Raw genomic sequence first — 17,140 nt, 5'->3', positions numbered from 1 at the left:
CCTTGTGCGCATCAACGCCTGGGGCGCCGACACACCCCATGCCCGCACCTCCCGGCTGGCGGCACTTTGCCCGCTGGATCACATCCAGTGGGCGGAGGCGGAACCCACCCTTTTCGAGTCGCAGCAGGTCGTCTTGACCGTAGTGTGGCGGGGCCCCTCGGGGAATCCGAGGGGCCCCGCCACACTCGTACGTCTCAGCGTGTGATCAGCTCGCGAACCGCGTCGCTCACCTCGGGCAGGTCACTGGGGAGGGCCCACTGGTGGGCGTCGTGCTCGCTGAGGACGACCGGTTCGGTCTTCTCCACGGTGACCGCGAAGTTGAACTGGCGGGTGGTGCCACCGCGGCTGTTCTCGTAGTCGAAGTGTCCGATGTAGGCGGTGACCTGGTCGATGGCCAGGCCGGTCTCCTCGGCCGTCTCCCGGTGGAGGGCGTCCAGGATGGTCTCCCCGGGCTCGACCGTTCCGGAGGGGATCTCCCACAGGCCGCCCATGTAGTCGTCGGGGTTGCGGCGCACGAGCAGGATGCGGCCCTCGTGGTTGATCACGGCGGCGGCGACGAACCCGGTGATGCCGGCGGTTTCGGCCTCGGCCGCCAGGCCGGCGGCGAACTCGGGGGAGGTGACGGTCACAGCAGCTCCTCGTGGTGGTCGCTGATCTTGATGGCCGCGCGGACGTACTGCTCGGCCAGCTCCAGATCCTGTTCACGATGCCAGACCGGGAGCTTGATCGTGTGAGCGTGGGCGTGCTCGGCGACCGGGAAGTCCCCCGGCCTGTACCGGCGGTGGGAATGCGGGTGGCCGGGGAACAGCATGCTGGGTTGTTGGTACAGCGGCAGCTGGTTCATCGGGCAGGTGGAACCGGGCTGGTCGAACTCGGTGGCGCCCTCGGCGATCAGTGCCTGGCGGAACCGCGCGATCGGCAGTCCGCCGAGCGCGTCGGGCTGGTAGGTGAGCGTCAACCCGTACCAGGACGGGACCACTCCTTCGGGCAGCTCGGTGACCTCCAGGCCCGGTATCAGGGCCAGCCGACCGGTGAGGTAGTGGGCGATCTCCGCCCGGCCGGCGAGGTAGCCGTCGAGACGGGCGAGCTGGTCGTGGGCGATGGCGGCGGCCAGCGGGTGGATGCGGAGCTTGAGGCCGGCCCCGGTGACCGCGTACCGCGCGAGCGGATGGCTTTCCGGGATCTCGGCCCTGGCCCGCTTGTTGTAGTGCGCGAACGCGATGACCCGGTGGTAGGTGTCGTCATCGTCCGTCAGGACGAACCCGCCCTCACCGCCGGACAGCGGCTTGGGACCGTTGAGGGAGAAGGCCGAGGCGAGGCCGAACGTGCCGGCCTTCTGCCCGGCGATGCTCGCGCCGTGGGCGTGGGAGCCGTCCTCCAGCACCGCCAGGTCGTGGGCGTGCGCGACGGCGACGAGGTCGGTCATGTCGGCGGGCTTGCCCCACAGGTGGGTGACCATGACAGCCCGAGTGCGGGGGGTGATCAGCTCCTCAATCCGGCTCGGGTCGATGTTGCCGTCCGGCCGGGTCTCGCACAGCACCGGCACCGCGCGGAGGTGGAACAGCGGGGAGGCGGTGGCGTGGAACGTCCACGCCGGGACGATCACCTCGTCGCCGGGCTTGATCCGCGTGGCCCAGTAGGTGGCGTGCAGGGCGGCGGTGCCGGAGCTGGTGGTGACCGCGTGCCGGACGCCGAAGTACTCCTGCAGACCGTCCTCCAGCTCGGCCACGATGCCGGACCGGCCGGGAATGGAGATCGACTCCTCCAGCTGGGCGGCGACCTTGGCGCGAGTGGTGTCGTCGATCGGCGGCCAGGTGAAGTGCGGGCCCGCGGCGGTGACGGCGGGTTTGCCACCGAGCAGGGCGAGCGTGCTGGTCACAGCATCTCCTTCGGATCGATGTAGCGCCCCACTGTCTTGGACTGGTAGCAGGAGGCGATGAACGCGGCGTGCGCGAGGTGCTGGTCGGGGCCGGACGTGTTGGGCCGCTCGCCGTCCAGGACCCGGCAGAAGTAGTCGATCTGCGTGGTCGCTGCCGAGGCGGGCGCGTGCGGTCGGGTCAGCTCCTCCACCACGGCGCCGTGCAGGTCGAGCCGCTGGACCTGGCCCTTGGCCAGCAGAACCGAGCCGCGGGTGCCGACCACGTGCAGGCGCTCGGTCTTCGGAGCCACCCACCGGGACAGCAGCACCGAGCCGTACAAGTCTGTGTCGTAGCCGAGCTGGATGACGGCGGTGTCCTCCGCGTCGTACCCGCCACCGGGGACGGCGGCGGCGGAGAACTCGGCGATGACCCGGCTGGGCAAGCCGAAGTACCACAGCAGCAGGTCGATGAGGTGGTAGCCCATGTCGATGATGCAGCCACCGCCGGCCTGTCGGGTGTCCCCGCGCCAGCCGGCACCGGGGTCGTCGGTGTGGAAGGTGTACTGGCCGTCGATCAGGAACGGGATGCCGATCTGGTCCAGCAGTCCGGCGACACTCGCGTGGATCGGGTTGAAGCGTCGCTGGAGGGTGACCATCAGCTCGACCTGCCCGTCCTGGCAGATCTGGGCGAGATCCCGGGCCTCCCACACGGATGTGGCGAACGGCTTCTCCTTGAGGACGTGGACGCCGCGGGCGGCGCACTCCTGGACGACCTCGCGGCCGGCGTGGTGCGGGACGGCGACGACCACGAAGTCCGGCGCCACGGCGTCCAATAGCTCACCGGCTCGGGTGAATCCCGGGACCTGGAGCTGTTCCTGCCGCTGCCGCAGGGTGTTGGGGTTGCTGTCGCAGATCGCGACGAGCTCGGCCCTGCTGGAGGCGAGCAGGCCGGGCAGGTGGTCCTCGATCGCCTGGTGGCCGAGGCCGATGACCGCAACACGTCGTTTCATGCGCGGACTCCTTCCGCGTCGTGAAGGAACTTGTTGGTGCATGACGAGTAGAGCCCAACTCGCGGTCACCAACCAGGCTTTGCCTGTAGTCCTGGGGTGGTCCCGGTATCGCTCGCAGTAGGCTGACGGTCACCGTCGATGATGGGATTGGCCTCGTGGACGACCAGATCCGGCACCCCCTCGCGTACGCCCGCGCGCTTCGCGGCTGGTCTCAGACCGACCTCGCGGCCCGCATCCATCACGCCGCCAGGAACAGGCCCGAAGGGCTTCGCTCCGGCACCGACAAGGCCGCCGTCAGCAAGTGGGAGAACTGGAAGAAGACCCCGAGCTTTGAGTCTCAGCTCCTGATCGCCGAAGCCTTCAACGTCCCGATCAGCGAGCTGGAAGCCTACGAATGGCCTCACTGGCTGCCCGGCCAGGAACAACCGGTGCCACTCGGATCGGCGTTCACCGTTCACGCACTTCGAGACGCACAGAGAGCCGCCATGGACCGTCGCCGCCGCACCTTCATGACCTTCAGCGCCCTCGCGCTGGCCGGGCTCTCAGCCCAGTGGGCCACCCTCGAACCCGACCGGCTCACTACCGCTCTGAACGGTAAGCACGTCGACGGCGAACTGGTCGACTGGCTGGATGGCACCAGCGCCAGGCTGACCGCCTTGCCCACCGAACAGCGGCAGCACACCGCGAAGCTGATGGACGCCCAACTGGACACGGTCACCGACCTGCTGGCACAGGGCAGGTACACCGAGCCCATCGGTCGACGGCTCCACCTGCTGGCTGCCTCCCTGGCCAGTACCTGCGGCTGGCACCGCTTCGACCAGGGGCGTCACTTCGCGGCGGGCAAGCTCTGGAACGCGGCGCTCACCAACGCGCACGCCGCCCGCGACCGCGACCTCGGCGCCGGCATCCTCTCCGACTTCGCCTACCAGTCGATCTGGCTCACCCAGCCCGACGCCGCCGTCGAACCGCTCAGCCAGGCACTCATCCACACCCGGCACCCCACCGCCCGGTCTCTGCTCTACCTCCGCCGGGCCCGCGCACACGCCGCCCTCGGCGCCGCCTCCGACTGTCACCGCGACCTCGCCGCCGCCGAGGCAGCCCTGCTCACCGACAGCCCCGACCCGGCCCCAGGCTGGTGCCGGTGGATGAGCGCGGCAGACCTGGCCGTCGACTCCGGCCAGTGCATGCTCGACCTCGGCCGTACGGACGAAGCGCACGCCCGCATCGACGAGGGCATGAGTCTGCTGCCACGCTCCCGCGACAAGACCCGCGGGATCTTCCTGACCTACGAGGCCCGCAGCCTCCTACAAGCACGCGAGGTCGAACAGGCCCTCGCCGTCACGAACCAGTCCCTCGACCTCGCCACCCGGATCGGTGCCGAGCGGTGCGTCACCCTGGTGCGCGAGCTCGCCCCGGCGTTCAAGCCCTACCGGCAAGTCGACGGTGTCGCCGACCTCATGGACCGCCTCAAGGCGAGCTGACGTTACGGGATCAGAGCCGAGACGGCGTACGCCCCGTGAGACGGCGGAGGAGACCGGGCTGGGTGTGGCCGCCGTGAAGCTCCTGGGCGAGCGGGTGCATCCGACGACCGGCCGTGCCCGCACCTCCCGGCTGGCGGCACTTTGCCCCGCTGGATCGCATCCAGTGGGCGGAGGCGGAACCCCCACCCTTTCGCCAACGGCATCTGGTAGTTGGAGCGGCCTACGGGCGTTCCTCCGACGGGCAGCTCGCCTTGCTCCGGCGTCTCCGCGCGCCGCCCTGCGGGGTGGCGCGCGGAGAGGCCCGGGGCGGGCACCCGCCGGGAGGCGGGTGGGGGGTGGATGGTGGGGAACGGCGGTAGCCCTGCTCAACGAAGCAGCTGATGCGCGGGTGTTCACCCCGGTGGCGGGAACGCCGCTGCCCGGGACTTCCCCTTCGGAAGTCCCGGGCAGCGGCGTTCGGGTGTGCGGGTCAGGCTGCCTTGGGTTTGCGGGCGACGGCGACTGCCAGGGCCGCGCACAGGACGGCCGCGAGGGTGGCGAAGCCGCTGACGGCGGGGAGGAGGCCGTAGTGCTGGACCAGGGCGCCGACGATGACGATGGGGAGGGAGCTGCCGAGGTAGACGATGACCCAGAGGGCGCTCAGTTCGGATCCGCGGCGTTCCGGGTTGAGGGCGGCGACGGCGGTGGTGAACAGGGAGCGGAAGGCCACGCCCTGGCAGGAGCCGCCGAGGACGCTGCCGATGAAGAGGAGTGCGGGGGTGCCGGTGTAGCCGGCGGCGACGACCAGGCCCAGGCCGGTGGCCAGGCCGGTCATGCCGAGGGCGATGACCAGACGGTCGGAGGTCGGGGGGACGAGCAGCTGGGCGGTGGCCGAGGAGCCGAGCAGCAGGGCGGCCACGACGGCGCCGACCAGGTGCGAGGGGGTGTGCAGCAGCTTGGCGGCGAAGGCCGGGGCCAGGCTGAGGTAGACGCCGAAGACCGCGTAGGAGATGAAGCCGGCCGTGGCGGCGAGCAGGAACTCGCGGCGGCCGGTGCGCGGCAGTCGCAGGCGCTGTGGGCGCAGGTGGGCCGGGGTGGTGATGCGGGGCGGGGAGGCCGGCGGGCGGTTGCGGCCGGGCATCCGGGGGTGGACGACGGCCAGCGGCACGCACAGCGCCAGCAGCGCGATGGCGTGCAGCAGGAAGGGGGTGAGCAGCGGGTCGGAGCCGCCGGAGAGCAGGGCGCCGACGATCGGGCCGAGGGCGACGCCTCCTGCGGAACAGGCCAGGGTGAGCTTGGCGGCGAGCGTCGGGTGGTCGGGCAGCAGGTCGCCGAGGGCGGCTCCGGCGGCGCCGGTGGAGAGGCCGACGGCGATGCCCTGGATCGCCCGGCCGGCGGCGAGCTGCCAGAAGCTGCCCGAGGTCGCGAACACCACGTCGCCGGCGGCGGCCAGGCCGACGGCAGGCAGGATCAGGGCGCGGCGGCCGAGGTGGTCGGACCAGTGGCCGACGATGGCCAGCACCGGGACCAGGGCGAACACGTAGATCGTGAAGAGGATCGTGGTGTCGAGCGGGCCGAGGCCGAGGCGCTGCTGGAGGAGCGGGTAGATCGGCGTCGCCAGGTTGGCACCGATGAGCATGAACAGCAGGGCGGCGGCCACCAGGCCGACGCGGACGCCGCGCAGCGCGTTCCAGCGGCTGATCGCGGCGAGCTGGAGCTGGGCGCGCGGCGCGAGCTCCAGGGGGAGCAGGGCCTCCGACAGTCGGCGTCCGTCGAGCTGCGCGGTGCGCAGGCCGGAGCCGGCGGGGGAGAGGTCCGCCATCTCAGGGGTCTCCTGTGGCTGGGCCCCACCGGGGCGGCAGGGTGTGCCGGCGCGCCCGTCCTGAGGCGCTGTGGTGGTGGCCGCGGTGCGGGCTCCCTGATGGAGCGGATGAGTGTGGCAGGGGGCTTCGTTGCCCGAGTGGCCCGCGCGGGGTGTGCGCGGTACCAGATCGAAGGATAAGGGGTGGGCGCACGGATACGCCGCGCGCCCCTGTGCGCGCCCCTTGAGGCCGGGCATCGGGGGTGCCCGGCCTATACGCTGAGGTGGTGGATCGGGTACGCGGCGCTGTTGGGCTGACCGCTGGCTGAGGGAGAGCGCACAACGATGGCCGGACGACGTCGGAAGAACGCCGGTGCTTCAGGGGGAGAGGGTGCGGTCGAGGCGGTCCTGCCCGCCGACCTGGAGCTCCAGGACCTCTACGGGGCCTTCGCCGCGCACGGGCTGGATGACGAGGACCTGGACGACGCGGCCGTGCTGGTACCGCCGGTGAAGCTGCCCCCGGAGGAGGAGCTGGCCGCGCAGGCGAAGGCCGTCCCGATGCTCGGGTACGCGCTGGCGCTGGCCCGCTGGGCCGCCCCGCACCGGACGGTGGACGAGTTCGGTGACCTCGTGGAGGAGGACCGGGCGCCCGCGGCCCGGCTGCTGGGCCTGGCCCCGGCCGAGGGCGAGGTGCCCGAGGAGGCCGAGGTCGAGGCCCTGCGCGCCTGGTCGCTGGCCTGCGACCTGGACCTGGTGGAGCTGGGTACGACCGCGGAGGGCGAGCACGTCGCCGTCCCCGGGCCGGACCTCGAACCCGCCGAGCAGGGCGACACCGAGACCGTCCTGGAGCTGTGGCTGACCGCTGCCGGAATCGTCCGGGAGCTCGCCGTGGAGGCGGACTCGCTGCCGGAGGAGGACGCCGAGCCCGGGGAAGCCGCAGCGGAGGAGGACGAGGACGGCCTGAACGAGGTCGAGGAGGCCCGGGACGCGGCTGCCGAACTGCTGGACGAGGCCCTGCAGGTGCTCTACGAGACCACCGCCTTTGCCGAGCCGGGCAACGAGACCGTGCCGCTGGGCGTGCTCGCCGCGCTGCTGGTGGTGCCGGAGGGCGAGGAGCCCGACGAGGAGCTGCTGGGCGACATCACCGACGTGATGGTCGCGCTCGACCCGATGCTGGGCGACCTGGCCGAGCTGGGCCTGCTGGAGTACCGCCCGATCGACCCGGAACTCTTCGACGAGGAGGACGGCGAGGAGGCCGCCGTCGTCGGCGAGGAGCCGCTGGACGAGGAGGAGTCGGCCCGCTTCGGCCTGGTCCGGCTCACCCCGCTCGGCCAGTACGGCATCCGGCAGTGGCTGCTGGAGGACGGCTACGACGCGCCGCTGGTCGGCGACCTGGCCCAGGGGGACGCGGCCGAGCTGCTGCGCGCGGTGTGCGAGTCGGCCAACGTGCTGCCGGAGGAGGAGCTGCGGGTCTGGACCGCAGGCCGGGAGCCGGTGGCGGCGGCGCGCGAGCTGCTGGCGGCCGCACGGGGCAGCGACGCGTACGGCCCGCTGCGGCGGATGCTCTGCGTCTCGGCGCTCAACCTGCTGGGGCCCGGCTCCGAGCCGGCCGTCCGGGAGGTGCTGGACGACCCGGAGCTGGGCGGCTCGGCCCGGGCCTGGCTGACCGCGCAGGGCGCGACGGACGTGCCGGTGCCGGACCGGACGATGGCGCTGTGGACGGTGGTCGACACCTTTGCGGCCCAGCTGCTGGACAACGGCGGCGACGCCGAGCTGCTGCGCGAGCTGATCACCGACCTGCCGGTGACCGACGACCCGGCGGGGTGGTTCGGCGAGCTGTGGCGGGTCGACCACCCGTACACGGCGGACGTCCTGGAGGCGATCGGGGAGCTGCACCCGGAGCGGGCGCTGGCCAAGGAGGCGCGCAAGGCGGCCTTCAAGGCGCGGTCGAAGAACTGAGCCGAGGAACCGAGTCGGCGGCGGGCAGAGCTCAGGCTCAGGGGAGGTCCAGGGAGCCGTCCTCGGTGAAGGGGAAGAACGGGTTGTGGGCCAGCTCCCAGAGGTGGCCGTCCGGGTCCTCGAAGTAGCCGGAGTAGCCGCCCCAGTCGGTCGGGACCGGCGGCTTGACCACCACGGCGCCGGCCTCGACCGCCGTCGCCAGCGCGGCGTCCACCAGCGCGGGGGACTCCAGGTTCACCGCGAGGGTGACGCCGCGGAAGGTGGGCTCGCCGGTGGCGGGGACGCCGGCGTCGGCGGCCAGCTCCTCGGTGGGGAAGAGGCCGAGCACCGAGTCGGCGGTGCGGAACCAGACGATCTCCGGGCTGGAGGCGGTGGAGCGCCGCCAGCCGAGGGCCTCGTAGAAGGCGGTGCTGCGGTCGAGGTCGGACACCCCGAGGGTGACGATGCTGATCCTGGCGGGGAAACCGGCCTGCGGCGCGGTGCCCTCCGCCGTGCTGCTCTGTGCTGTCATGCCGCCAGGTTAGGGAGGGCGGCTGACAACGGGGCCTCCTGACACGACTGTCGCCGGCATCCACCGCCCCGGTCCGGCAGCCGAGCTGATGACCCGGCAGCAGCGGGCACGTAAGGTGGCGTCAGCGGTGCGGGCGCGAGGACTCGGGGGTGCGGCACAGGATGATGCGGGAGAGCGGCGGCAGGCACCAGGAGTGGAACACCGGGCCTTCGGGCCCCGCCCCGGACGGGACGGTCCGGGAGGATCGTTTCGCCGACCAGGAGGAGTTCTCCCGCCGGACCCTCGCCGCGGCCGACTTCCCGGTGTACGGCGTGACCGACGGGCCGGCCCGTACCGGGGAGGCGCTGGCCGCCTTCGAGACCTCCAGCGGGGTGCTGCGCTGGGTCGAGGTGCAGTGCGGCGAGTGGCGCTCGGCGGCCGGGCCGTACGTGACCGTGCGCACCTACCGGCCGGGGGCCGAGCGGTGCGAGCCGCTGCCCGAGCTGGAGGACGTGGTCGAGGACGAACGGGACCGCGTGTACGAGCAGTTGGGCGTGGACGAGGGCGACGGGCCGGGCCGGGTGCGCGCGTTGCGCGAGTGGATCACGGTGGACGGCGAGCCCTGCGCGGTGGAGGTGCACGAGGACCGGCCGGTGCTGCGGCCCGGCTGCCCGGTGGGCGCCGGCGCCTCGGCGGGCGGCGCCGCCGTGGACGGCGCCGGGCCGGTGTGGGCCGGGCGGCTGCGGGTCGGCGGGCTGACCGTGACGGTGTGCGGGCGCGGGGTCGACCCGGGCCGGGTGGAGCTCGGCGGGATCACGGACTTCGAGCGGTACCTGCGCGGGCGCACCGACCTGCTGCGCGACCTCGCCACCCGGCAGGCCCGGTACGTCCCGGTCGAGGAGCGTGAACTGCCGCCCGCCGTCGGGCTGGAGACGCACCGGGCGCTGATCGCCCAGAGCATCGCGGAGACCGCCGCGATCGAGGCGCAGGTCCGGGCCGGGCGCACGCCGAGGCTGCCGCGCGGGCTGCGCGGGGACGCCTGCGCGGTGCGCTGGGAGGCGGCGGTGCGCCAGCAGATGCGGCTGGCCACCGAGACCCGGGAGGAGGCCGCGGCGGCGGTGACCTCGATGGTCAACCACCTCAACCGGCTGTCGCAGCAGACGCACTGGCTGGTCGGCACGGCGGAGGGCGAGGCGGCCGTCGAGGAGGTCGTCCGGTACACGGTGTTCGCCAGCGAGGTGGCCAGCCTGCCCGCGCAACGGGCCTGGGAGCAGCTGTGGCGGGAGCGGCCGGGCGGCGGCGGGGCGGGGGTCTGGGAGGAGCACGCGCTGGCCGAGCAGTTGTGGCTGGCGGCCTGGGAGCAGTGGCGGGCGACGCGGCGCTGACGGTCGGTACGGCGCCGACGGGCGGGACGGAGTTGCGCTGACGGCGGTCGGCGAAGCGACGGTTTGGCAAGGCCGGTTTGGCAAAGCGGAGGTCATGCGTCGGTCATCGGTTGGCAAATGGCCGCCTCGGCGTGAGGTGGACGTCATGCCGGGTTCACCCGCTCGGCGGAGCCTGCTGGGCGTCGGCATCCCGCCGATGACCTGCCCCGGACACCCCGCCCGGACACCCCGTTCATCCCCCAGGAGTTGCTGCCATGTCGCTGTCCCGCCGGGACTTCGTCAACCGTTCCACCATCGTCGGGGCCGGTGTCCTGATCGCCGGTAGTGCCGAGGCCCTGGCCAGCGCCCCCGGCGCGATCGCCGCCCCGGCCGGCGGTGAGGCCCCGGCCGCCGCGACCGCCACGGCCGCCGGGACCAACGCGGCCGGCGGCACCGCCGTCGGCTACGGCCCGCTCGTCCAGGACCCGGCCGGCCTGCTGTCGCTGCCCAAGGGCTTCGCGTACAAGGTCCTCAACCGGGCCGGCGTCACCAGGCTGCGCACCGGCGAGTTCACCCCGAGCAACCACGACGGCACCTCCGCCTTCGAGGACGAGCACGGCGGCAACTACATGGTCGTCAACCACGAGCTGTCCGGCGCCCGCGCCAACTGGCCGCACCCGGTGCCGCTGACCGAGGGCCACGTCTACGACCCGGGCGCGGCCGGCGGCTGCACCATCGTGCACGCCAAGCGGGACGGCACGGTCGAGCAGTGGGTCGGCATCGCCGGCACCGCCACCAACTGCGCCGGCGGCATCACCCCGTGGGGCACCTGGCTGTCCGGCGAGGAAACCGAGGACAAGGCCGGCAAGAACGGCTTCACCAAGGACCACGGCTACGTCTTCGAGGTCGACCCGTTCGACGACGACTACAACCGCGACCCGCAGCCGGTGAAGGCCTTCGGCCGCTACGCGCACGAGGCCGTCGTGGTGGACCCCAGGCGCGGCCACGTCTACCTGACCGAGGACGCCTCGAACCCCAACGGCCTGCTGTTCCGCTGGACCCCGCCGGCCGGCTTCGAGCACGGCCGTCACCGGCTGCGCGCGCTCGCCGCCGACGCCGGCACCCTGGAGGCCTTCAAGGTCTTCGACTCCCGGGGCAAGCTCGTCGACGACCTCTCCCGCGCCACCAAGGTCGGCACCACCTACGGCGTGGACTGGGTCAAGGTCCAGGACCGCGACGCCAGGACCGTCTCCGTCCGCAAGCAGTTCAAGGACGGCGAGGTCACCCGGGCCCGCAAGCTGGAGGGCATGTGGTGGGGTGACGGCGGCTTCTACTTCGTCTCCAGCTACGCCCGTTCGGAGAGCCCGCTGCAGCACGACGGCCAGGTCTGGTTCTTCAACCCGGCCCGCCGCACCATCACCCTGAAAGTCCTGCTGGGCGTCAACACCGACGTCTGGGGCGACCACGACAACTTCGACGGCCCGGACAACATCACCGTCTCGCCGTACGGCGGCATCGTGATCTGCGAGGACGGCGAGGGCGTCTCGCACCTGTTCGGCGCCACCGAGGACGGGCTGGTCTACCCGATCGCCCGCAACGAGCTGAACATCGGCACCGCCGAGAAGCCCGAGTTCAGCGAGTTCACCGGGGTGACCTTCTCGGACGACGGCAGGACCCTGTTCGCCAACATCCAGACGCCGGGCATCCAGCTGGCCATCACCGGCCCGTGGCACCGGCTGAACGAGCACAAGCGCGGCCAGGGCTACGGCCGGTGACCCGCTAGACCTGCGCAGGCTGCCCGCGGACCAGGGGGTGTCCTACTCGTCCGCGGGCAGCCGCAGTTGCAGCATCGCCAGCAGCCGCTGCTGCGGCTGGGCGAGGTCGATGCCGGTCAACTGCTCGGCGCGGCGCACCCGGTAGCGCAGGGTGTTGGGGTGGATGTGCAGGGCGTCGGCGGCCACCCGGACCTCGCCGAGCGCGTCCAGCCAGGCCAGCACCGACTCGGCGAGCCGGGTGCCGTGCCGGCGGTCGTACGCGGTGAGCGCGGTCAGCCGGGGGTCGCGCAGGCCCCCGCGCTCCTGCAGCAGCGCCAGCACCTCGCTGACCAGCACCTCCGCCTGGACGTCGATCAGCGCCGCGACGTCCAGGTCCACCCCGCCGCGGCCCATCGCGTCCAGGATGCGGTCCGCCTGCGCACGGGAGTCGGGCACCTGCGCCAGGCCGTCGACGGTCGAGCCGATCGCGGCGCGCAGCGGCACGCCGAGGTGCTCCCGGGCGGCCGTCACCACCTCCGAGGCCCAGCCGCGCACGGTGGCCATCGGCAGGCCGGGCGGCAGCTCGGGCAGCAGCACGTACACCCGGGACTCGATCGGGGCGAGCAGCGCGGTGCGGTGCCGGGCGGCGGTGTGCACCGAGATCAGGCCGGTGACGTCGGCGCGGTGCAGCGCCTCGGTGGTGTGCGCGCCGTACGCCAGCACGGTGGCCGGGCGGCGCACGTCCAGGCCCAGGTGGGTGGCGAGCGACTGGGGGCCGGTGGAGCCCTCCAGCAGACCGGTGAGCAGCGTCCGGGTGAGCCGGACGTCGGCGGACAGCTCCCGGCGGCGGCGCACCAGCTGGGCCGCCGCGACCCGCGCCGCACCGACCAGGGCCTGCTCCGCCAGCGGGGCCAGCGGCTGCGCGCCCTCCTGCACCCAGATGGTGCCGAGCGGCTGCGCCCCGGCCCGGATGCCGACGGCCAGCCGGCGGCGCAGGCCGAGCTCGGGGTGCGGCTCGACCGCGATCGGGGCGTCCGAGCTGCGCAGGTGCTGGAAGATGCCCCACTCGCGGAGCTTGGACAGGTACGGCTCCGGGCCCTGCCAGCCGAGGATGGAGAGCCGGCGCAGGTCGTCGACCTCGTCGGAGTCGGAGGAGCGGGAGTAGGCCAGCACCCGGCTGGAGGTGTCCTCGATCGAGACGATGCCGTTGGTGAGCACGGCGACGGTCTGGGCGAGGGAGAAGAGGTCGCCCGCGTTGGGTTCGGGGGCGCCGGGCGCGTCCGGGGCGTCCGGGCCGGCGATGATCGCCCGGGCCAGGGAGTCCAGGTGCTCCCAGCGGGTCTCGCGGCGCACCGAGAGCAGGGCCACGCCCGCCTCGGTGGCGGCTTCGCGCAGCGCGTCGGCCTGGCCCGGCCCGTCCAGCTTGACCGCGACGGCGGCCGCGCCCGCCCGGCCGGCGGCGCGCAGGGCGGGCAGGGCGGCGCGGCCGCGGGCGCCGATCGCGAGGACGAGTTCGCCGGGGGCGGCGGTCGGCGGGTCCTCCGGGTCGAGGATCGCGACGTCGCGCACCGGGACGTCCAGGCCCTGCGGGGCGGCCTGGAGTTCGACCAGGGGCTCACCGAGGGACATCAGCAGCTGGCGGAGCGGCAGGCCGGGGGTGGTCACTCCGGGGCTCCTTCATCCGCTCGGACAACGGCGTCCGGTCGATTTTAGCCGTGCGGACAGCCGTGCGGCTCGGCTTCGGCGGCCCTGGTGGTGCCGGTGCTCGTGGCCGCCCCCGTGACCGCGGCGTGACCTCCTTGGTCGGGCCGGACAACGCCGTACGGGGGAATTTAGCCGCCCGGCCAATCAAGTGGCCCGGTGGCCAGGAATAGCGTTCGTGCTGTGGCCGGCGTGCGACCCGCGCCGGCAATCCCCCCGCATTGAACGAAGGAGAGCGTGCGCTCTATGGACGCTGTGACCCAGGTCCCCGCGCCGGTGAACGAGCCGGTCCACAGCTACGCCCCCGGGAGCCCGGAACGGGCCCGTCTGGAGGCCAAGCTGAAGGAGCTGGGCGGCCAGGAGCCGGTCCAGCTGACCATGACGATCAACGGTGAGCGCCGGATGGGCGGCGGCACCGAGATCCACGTCGTCCAGCCGCACAACCACGCGGCTCGGCTCGGCACCCTGCGCAACGCCACCCAGGCCGACGCGCAGGAAGCCATCGACACTGCCCTGGCCGCTGCCCCGGCCTGGCAGGCGCTCTCCTTCGACTCCCGCGCCGCGATCTTCCTCAAGGCCGCCGACCTGCTGGCCGGCCCCTGGCGCGAGACCCTGGCCGCCGCCACCATGCTCGGCCAGTCCAAGACCGCCCAGCAGGCCGAGATCGACACCCCCTGCGAGCTGGTCGACTTCCTGCGCTTCAACGTGCACTTCGCCCGCCAGATCATGGCCGAGCAGCCGATCTCCTCGGACGGCGTGTGGAACCGCAGCGACCACCGCCCGCTGGAGGGCTTCGTCTACGCGATCACCCCGTTCAACTTCACCGCGATCGCCGGCAACCTGCCGACCGCGCCCGCGCTGATGGGCAACGTGGTGCTGTGGAAGCCGTCCCCGACCCAGCAGTACTCCGCGCACCTGCTGATGCAGCTGCTGGAGGAGGCCGGTCTGCCCAAGGGCGTCATCAACATGGTGACCGGCGACGGCCTGGCCGTCTCCGAGGTCGCGCTGAAGCACCCGGCGCTGGCCGGCATCCACTTCACCGGCTCCACCGCCACCTTCCAGCACCTGTGGCGCGAGGTCGGCAACAACATCGCCGGCTACCGCACCTACCCGCGGATCGTCGGCGAGACCGGCGGCAAGGACTTCCTGGTCGCCCACCCGTCCGCCGACCCGGCCGTGCTGAAGACCGCGATGACCCGCGGCGCCTTCGAGTTCCAGGGCCAGAAGTGCTCGGCGCTCAGCCGCGCCTACGTCCCCGCCTCGCTGTGGGCGGGCCTGAAGGACGAGTTCGCCGCCGAGGTCGACGGCCTCACCATGGGCGACGTCACCGACCTGTCCAACTTCATGTCGGCCGTCATCGACGAGCGCGCCTTCGCCAAGAACAAGGCCGCGATCGACCGCGCCCAGGCCGACCCGCAGGTCGAGGTCATCGCCGGCGGCACCTACGACGACTCCGTCGGCTACTTCGTCCGCCCGACCGTCCTGGTCTGCCAGGACCCGGCGAGCGAGTACTTCCGCGACGAGTACTTCGGCCCGATCCTCGCCGTGTACGTCTACGAGGACGAGAAGTACGAGGAGATGCTGGCTCAGATGGAGTCGGTGTCGCCGTACGGCCTGACCGGCTCGATCATCTCCCAGGACCGCGCGGCCGCCCAGGACGCGATGCAGAAGCTGCGCTTCGCGGCCGGCAACTTCTACATCAACGACAAGCCGACCGGCGCCGTCGTCGGCCAGCAGCCCTTCGGCGGCGGCCGGGCCTCCGGCACCAACGACAAGGCCGGTGCCAAGCAGAACCTGGCGCGCTGGACCTCGACCCGCTCGGTCAAGGAGACCTTCGTCCCGCCGACGGACTACCGCTACCCGCACATGGGCTGACCAGCCCCCTGAACCGTCGGCTCGCCCAGTAGCCATCGGTCACCCGCGACGCCCGGTCCCGCAGCCGGGCGTCGCCCCGCCGGGGCGGCGGCCCTTCCCACCCGTCGCCCACCGCCACCCTTCTTGGGACGCGCTACGCGCGGCACCCCTGACGCCGCCGCCCCGGCCCCCTTTCTGCCACCCTTGGAAACACCAGCTCCAGGAGTCACGATGCTCCGTTCCGCCCTTCTCGCGGCCTCCCGGTCGCCGCAGGTCCGCACCGTGGTCGAGAAGTTCCCGCCGACCCACGCGATAGTCGAGCGCTTCGTCGCCGGCGACGTCCTCGACGACGCGGTCACCGCCACCGACGACCTGATCGCCACCGGCCGCAAGGTCACCCTGGACCACCTCGGCGAGGACACCCAGGACGCCGCCCAGGCCGCCGGCACCGCCGAGGCCTACGAGCACCTGCTCAAGGCCCTCAAGGAGACCGGCCTGGCGGCCGGCGCCGAGGTGTCGGTCAAGCTTTCGGCCGTCGGCCAGTTCCTCCCGGTGGACGGCGAGAAGATCGCGCTGGAGAACGCCCGCCGCATCTGCGAGGCCGCCGCCGACGCCGGCACCACGGTGACCCTCGACATGGAGGACCACACCACCACCGACTCCACCCTCGCCATCGCGCGCGAACTGCGGGCGGACTTCCCGTGGCTGGGCGTCGTGCTGCAGGCCTACCTGCGCCGCACCGAGGCCGACTGCCGGGAGTTCTCCGGCGCCGGCTCGCGCGTGCGGCTGTGCAAGGGCGCCTACAAGGAGCCCGAGTCGGTCGCCTTCCAGGGCAAGCACGAGGTCGACCTCGCGTACGTCCGCGCGCTGAAGATCCTGATGGCGGGCGAGGGCTACCCGATGATCGCCTCGCACGACCCCAACATGATCAAGATCGCCGGCCAGCTGGCCCAGTGGAACGGCCGCAAGCGGGACTCCTTCGAGTACCAGATGCTGTTCGGCATCCGCCCCGAGGAGCAGCTGCGCCTCGCCGGCGAGGGCAACACGATGCGCGTCTACCTCCCGTACGGCCAGGAGTGGTACGGCTACTTCATGCGCCGCCTCGCCGAGCGCCCGGCCAACCTGACCTTCTTCCTGCGCGCCATGGCCACCCGCGGCTGATCCCGGCCGCACCGCGCGCGACGGCCCGCACCCCTGACGGGGGGTGCGGGCCGTTCTCGTGGTTCTAGAGGAAGTCCTTGGTGTCCAGCTCGAACTCGAAGGGGGCGGGGAGGGCCAGAGGCTCGCCGAAGGCGGCCAGGTGTACCTCGGTGTACTCCTCCCGATGGGGCTGGCTGAAGAGGCTCACCTGCGACTTCTCACGATCGACGAGGAGGTAGAGCGGGATGCCGGCGCGGGCGTAGCAGTGCCGTTTGGTGATGCGGTCCTGGTCGGGCTTGCTGGAGGTGACCTCGGCGACCAGGGCCACGCCGTCAGGCTCCATCCACGGCGGGGCGCCGCGGAAGACACGGAGGTCTCGCGGCGCGAACGTCGCATCCGGGATGACGTGGTTTTTCGGGCAGAGGCCGCCACTGACCAGGCGGAGGCCCTTTCCGCCGGACACCTGCATGTGGACCTTGGACTTGGCTTTCACCTGGTCGATCAGCAGGTCGATGTAGTCCTCGTGATCGCCGTCCGGCGGTGGTGCCACGATGATCTCTCCCTCGATGAGCTCGGCTCGGAAGCCTTCGGGGGAGTGCAGGCTCAGGAAGCTCTCCAGCAGGATGTCGGCCTGTGATGGGGAGTCCGTGATCGGTTGCTCATGCGCCACAGCACTCATGATGCCCCTCCTTCAGATGGGCGTCACGCTATTCGCTGTTTGACCGGGTTATGCCGTATGCGGCGGACTT

Annotated in this window: 13 protein-coding genes; 6 read left to right on the top strand and 7 right to left on the bottom strand. The window is 72.4% G+C overall.

The window, feature by feature from the left end; genetic code table 11:
* Positions 1-194: 194 nt before the first annotated feature.
* From CRP52_RS08400 to CRP52_RS08390, 3 genes are read right to left on the bottom strand one after another with little or no spacing between them, the layout of a single operon-like run.
* Positions 195-629 carry an NUDIX hydrolase gene (locus CRP52_RS08400; protein WP_097235825.1) on the bottom strand — a complete coding sequence of 145 codons (435 nt, stop codon included), beginning with the start codon at positions 627-629 and terminating at the stop codon, positions 195-197.
* A complete protein-coding gene (locus CRP52_RS08395) occupies positions 626-1,879 on the bottom strand; it encodes a DegT/DnrJ/EryC1/StrS family aminotransferase (RefSeq protein ID WP_097235824.1) in 1,254 nt (417 codons plus the stop codon). The genes CRP52_RS08400 and CRP52_RS08395 overlap by 4 nt, the downstream gene beginning before the upstream one ends.
* Positions 1,876-2,868 (bottom strand): Gfo/Idh/MocA family protein, encoded by a 993-nt coding sequence (locus CRP52_RS08390; protein WP_097235823.1) that lies wholly within the window; start codon positions 2,866-2,868, stop codon positions 1,876-1,878. Before CRP52_RS08390 ends, CRP52_RS08395 begins: the two co-directional genes overlap by 4 nt.
* 155 nt (positions 2,869-3,023) lie before the next feature.
* Between CRP52_RS08390 and CRP52_RS08385 the strand changes: the two genes are divergently transcribed.
* Entirely contained in the window at positions 3,024-4,349 is a 1,326-nt protein-coding gene (locus tag CRP52_RS08385) for a helix-turn-helix domain-containing protein (protein ID WP_097235822.1), read from the top strand.
* Between the two features lie 469 nt (positions 4,350-4,818).
* Here CRP52_RS08385 and CRP52_RS08380 read toward each other — a convergent pair whose 3' ends face one another.
* Positions 4,819-6,150 carry an MFS transporter gene (locus CRP52_RS08380; RefSeq protein ID WP_179852724.1) on the bottom strand — a complete coding sequence of 444 codons (1,332 nt, stop codon included), beginning with the start codon at positions 6,148-6,150 and terminating at the stop codon, positions 4,819-4,821.
* A gap of 324 nt (positions 6,151-6,474) precedes the next feature.
* Between CRP52_RS08380 and CRP52_RS08375 the strand changes: the two genes are divergently transcribed.
* The gene (locus tag CRP52_RS08375) at positions 6,475-8,088 is read left to right on the top strand and encodes a hypothetical protein (RefSeq protein ID WP_257032361.1); all 1,614 of its coding nucleotides are present in this window, start codon (positions 6,475-6,477) and stop codon (positions 8,086-8,088) included.
* 37 nt (positions 8,089-8,125) lie between these two features.
* Here CRP52_RS08375 and CRP52_RS08370 read toward each other — a convergent pair whose 3' ends face one another.
* Entirely contained in the window at positions 8,126-8,599 is a 474-nt protein-coding gene (locus CRP52_RS08370) for a VOC family protein (protein WP_097235820.1), read from the bottom strand.
* A 149-nt stretch (positions 8,600-8,748) separates the two neighbouring features.
* On the opposite strand from CRP52_RS08370, the gene CRP52_RS08365 reads away from it, so the two are divergent.
* Complete coding sequence (locus CRP52_RS08365; RefSeq protein ID WP_143685689.1) at positions 8,749-9,963, top strand: hypothetical protein; 1,215 nt, start codon at positions 8,749-8,751, stop codon at positions 9,961-9,963.
* Between the two features lie 254 nt (positions 9,964-10,217).
* Entirely contained in the window at positions 10,218-11,717 is a 1,500-nt protein-coding gene (locus tag CRP52_RS08360) for an alkaline phosphatase PhoX (protein ID WP_097235818.1), read from the top strand.
* A 42-nt stretch (positions 11,718-11,759) separates the two neighbouring features.
* Here CRP52_RS08360 and CRP52_RS08355 read toward each other — a convergent pair whose 3' ends face one another.
* Entirely contained in the window at positions 11,760-13,361 is a 1,602-nt protein-coding gene (locus tag CRP52_RS08355; protein WP_257032360.1) for a PucR family transcriptional regulator, read from the bottom strand.
* A 282-nt stretch (positions 13,362-13,643) separates the two neighbouring features.
* On the opposite strand from CRP52_RS08355, the gene pruA reads away from it, so the two are divergent.
* Both pruA and CRP52_RS08345 read left to right on the top strand, forming a co-directional pair.
* Positions 13,644-15,272 (top strand): L-glutamate gamma-semialdehyde dehydrogenase, encoded by a 1,629-nt coding sequence (gene pruA / locus CRP52_RS08350; RefSeq protein WP_097235817.1) that lies wholly within the window; start codon positions 13,644-13,646, stop codon positions 15,270-15,272.
* A 210-nt stretch (positions 15,273-15,482) separates the two neighbouring features.
* Positions 15,483-16,412: a proline dehydrogenase family protein gene (locus tag CRP52_RS08345; RefSeq protein ID WP_097235816.1), complete on the top strand. Its 930-nt coding sequence runs from the start codon at positions 15,483-15,485 to the stop codon at positions 16,410-16,412.
* A gap of 64 nt (positions 16,413-16,476) precedes the next feature.
* Here the strand turns inward: CRP52_RS08345 and CRP52_RS08340 are convergent, their stop codons facing one another.
* Positions 16,477-17,070, bottom strand: coding sequence for a Uma2 family endonuclease (locus CRP52_RS08340; protein WP_097235815.1), 594 nt, complete (start codon positions 17,068-17,070; stop codon positions 16,477-16,479).
* Positions 17,071-17,140 lie beyond the last annotated feature (70 nt).

This window comes from Streptomyces sp. 1331.2, assembly GCF_900199205.1.
GTDB lineage: Bacteria > Actinomycetota > Actinomycetes > Streptomycetales > Streptomycetaceae > Kitasatospora.
The sequence above is the reverse complement of the archived record's forward strand: the minus strand, read 5'-3'. Positions and strand labels throughout refer to the sequence as shown.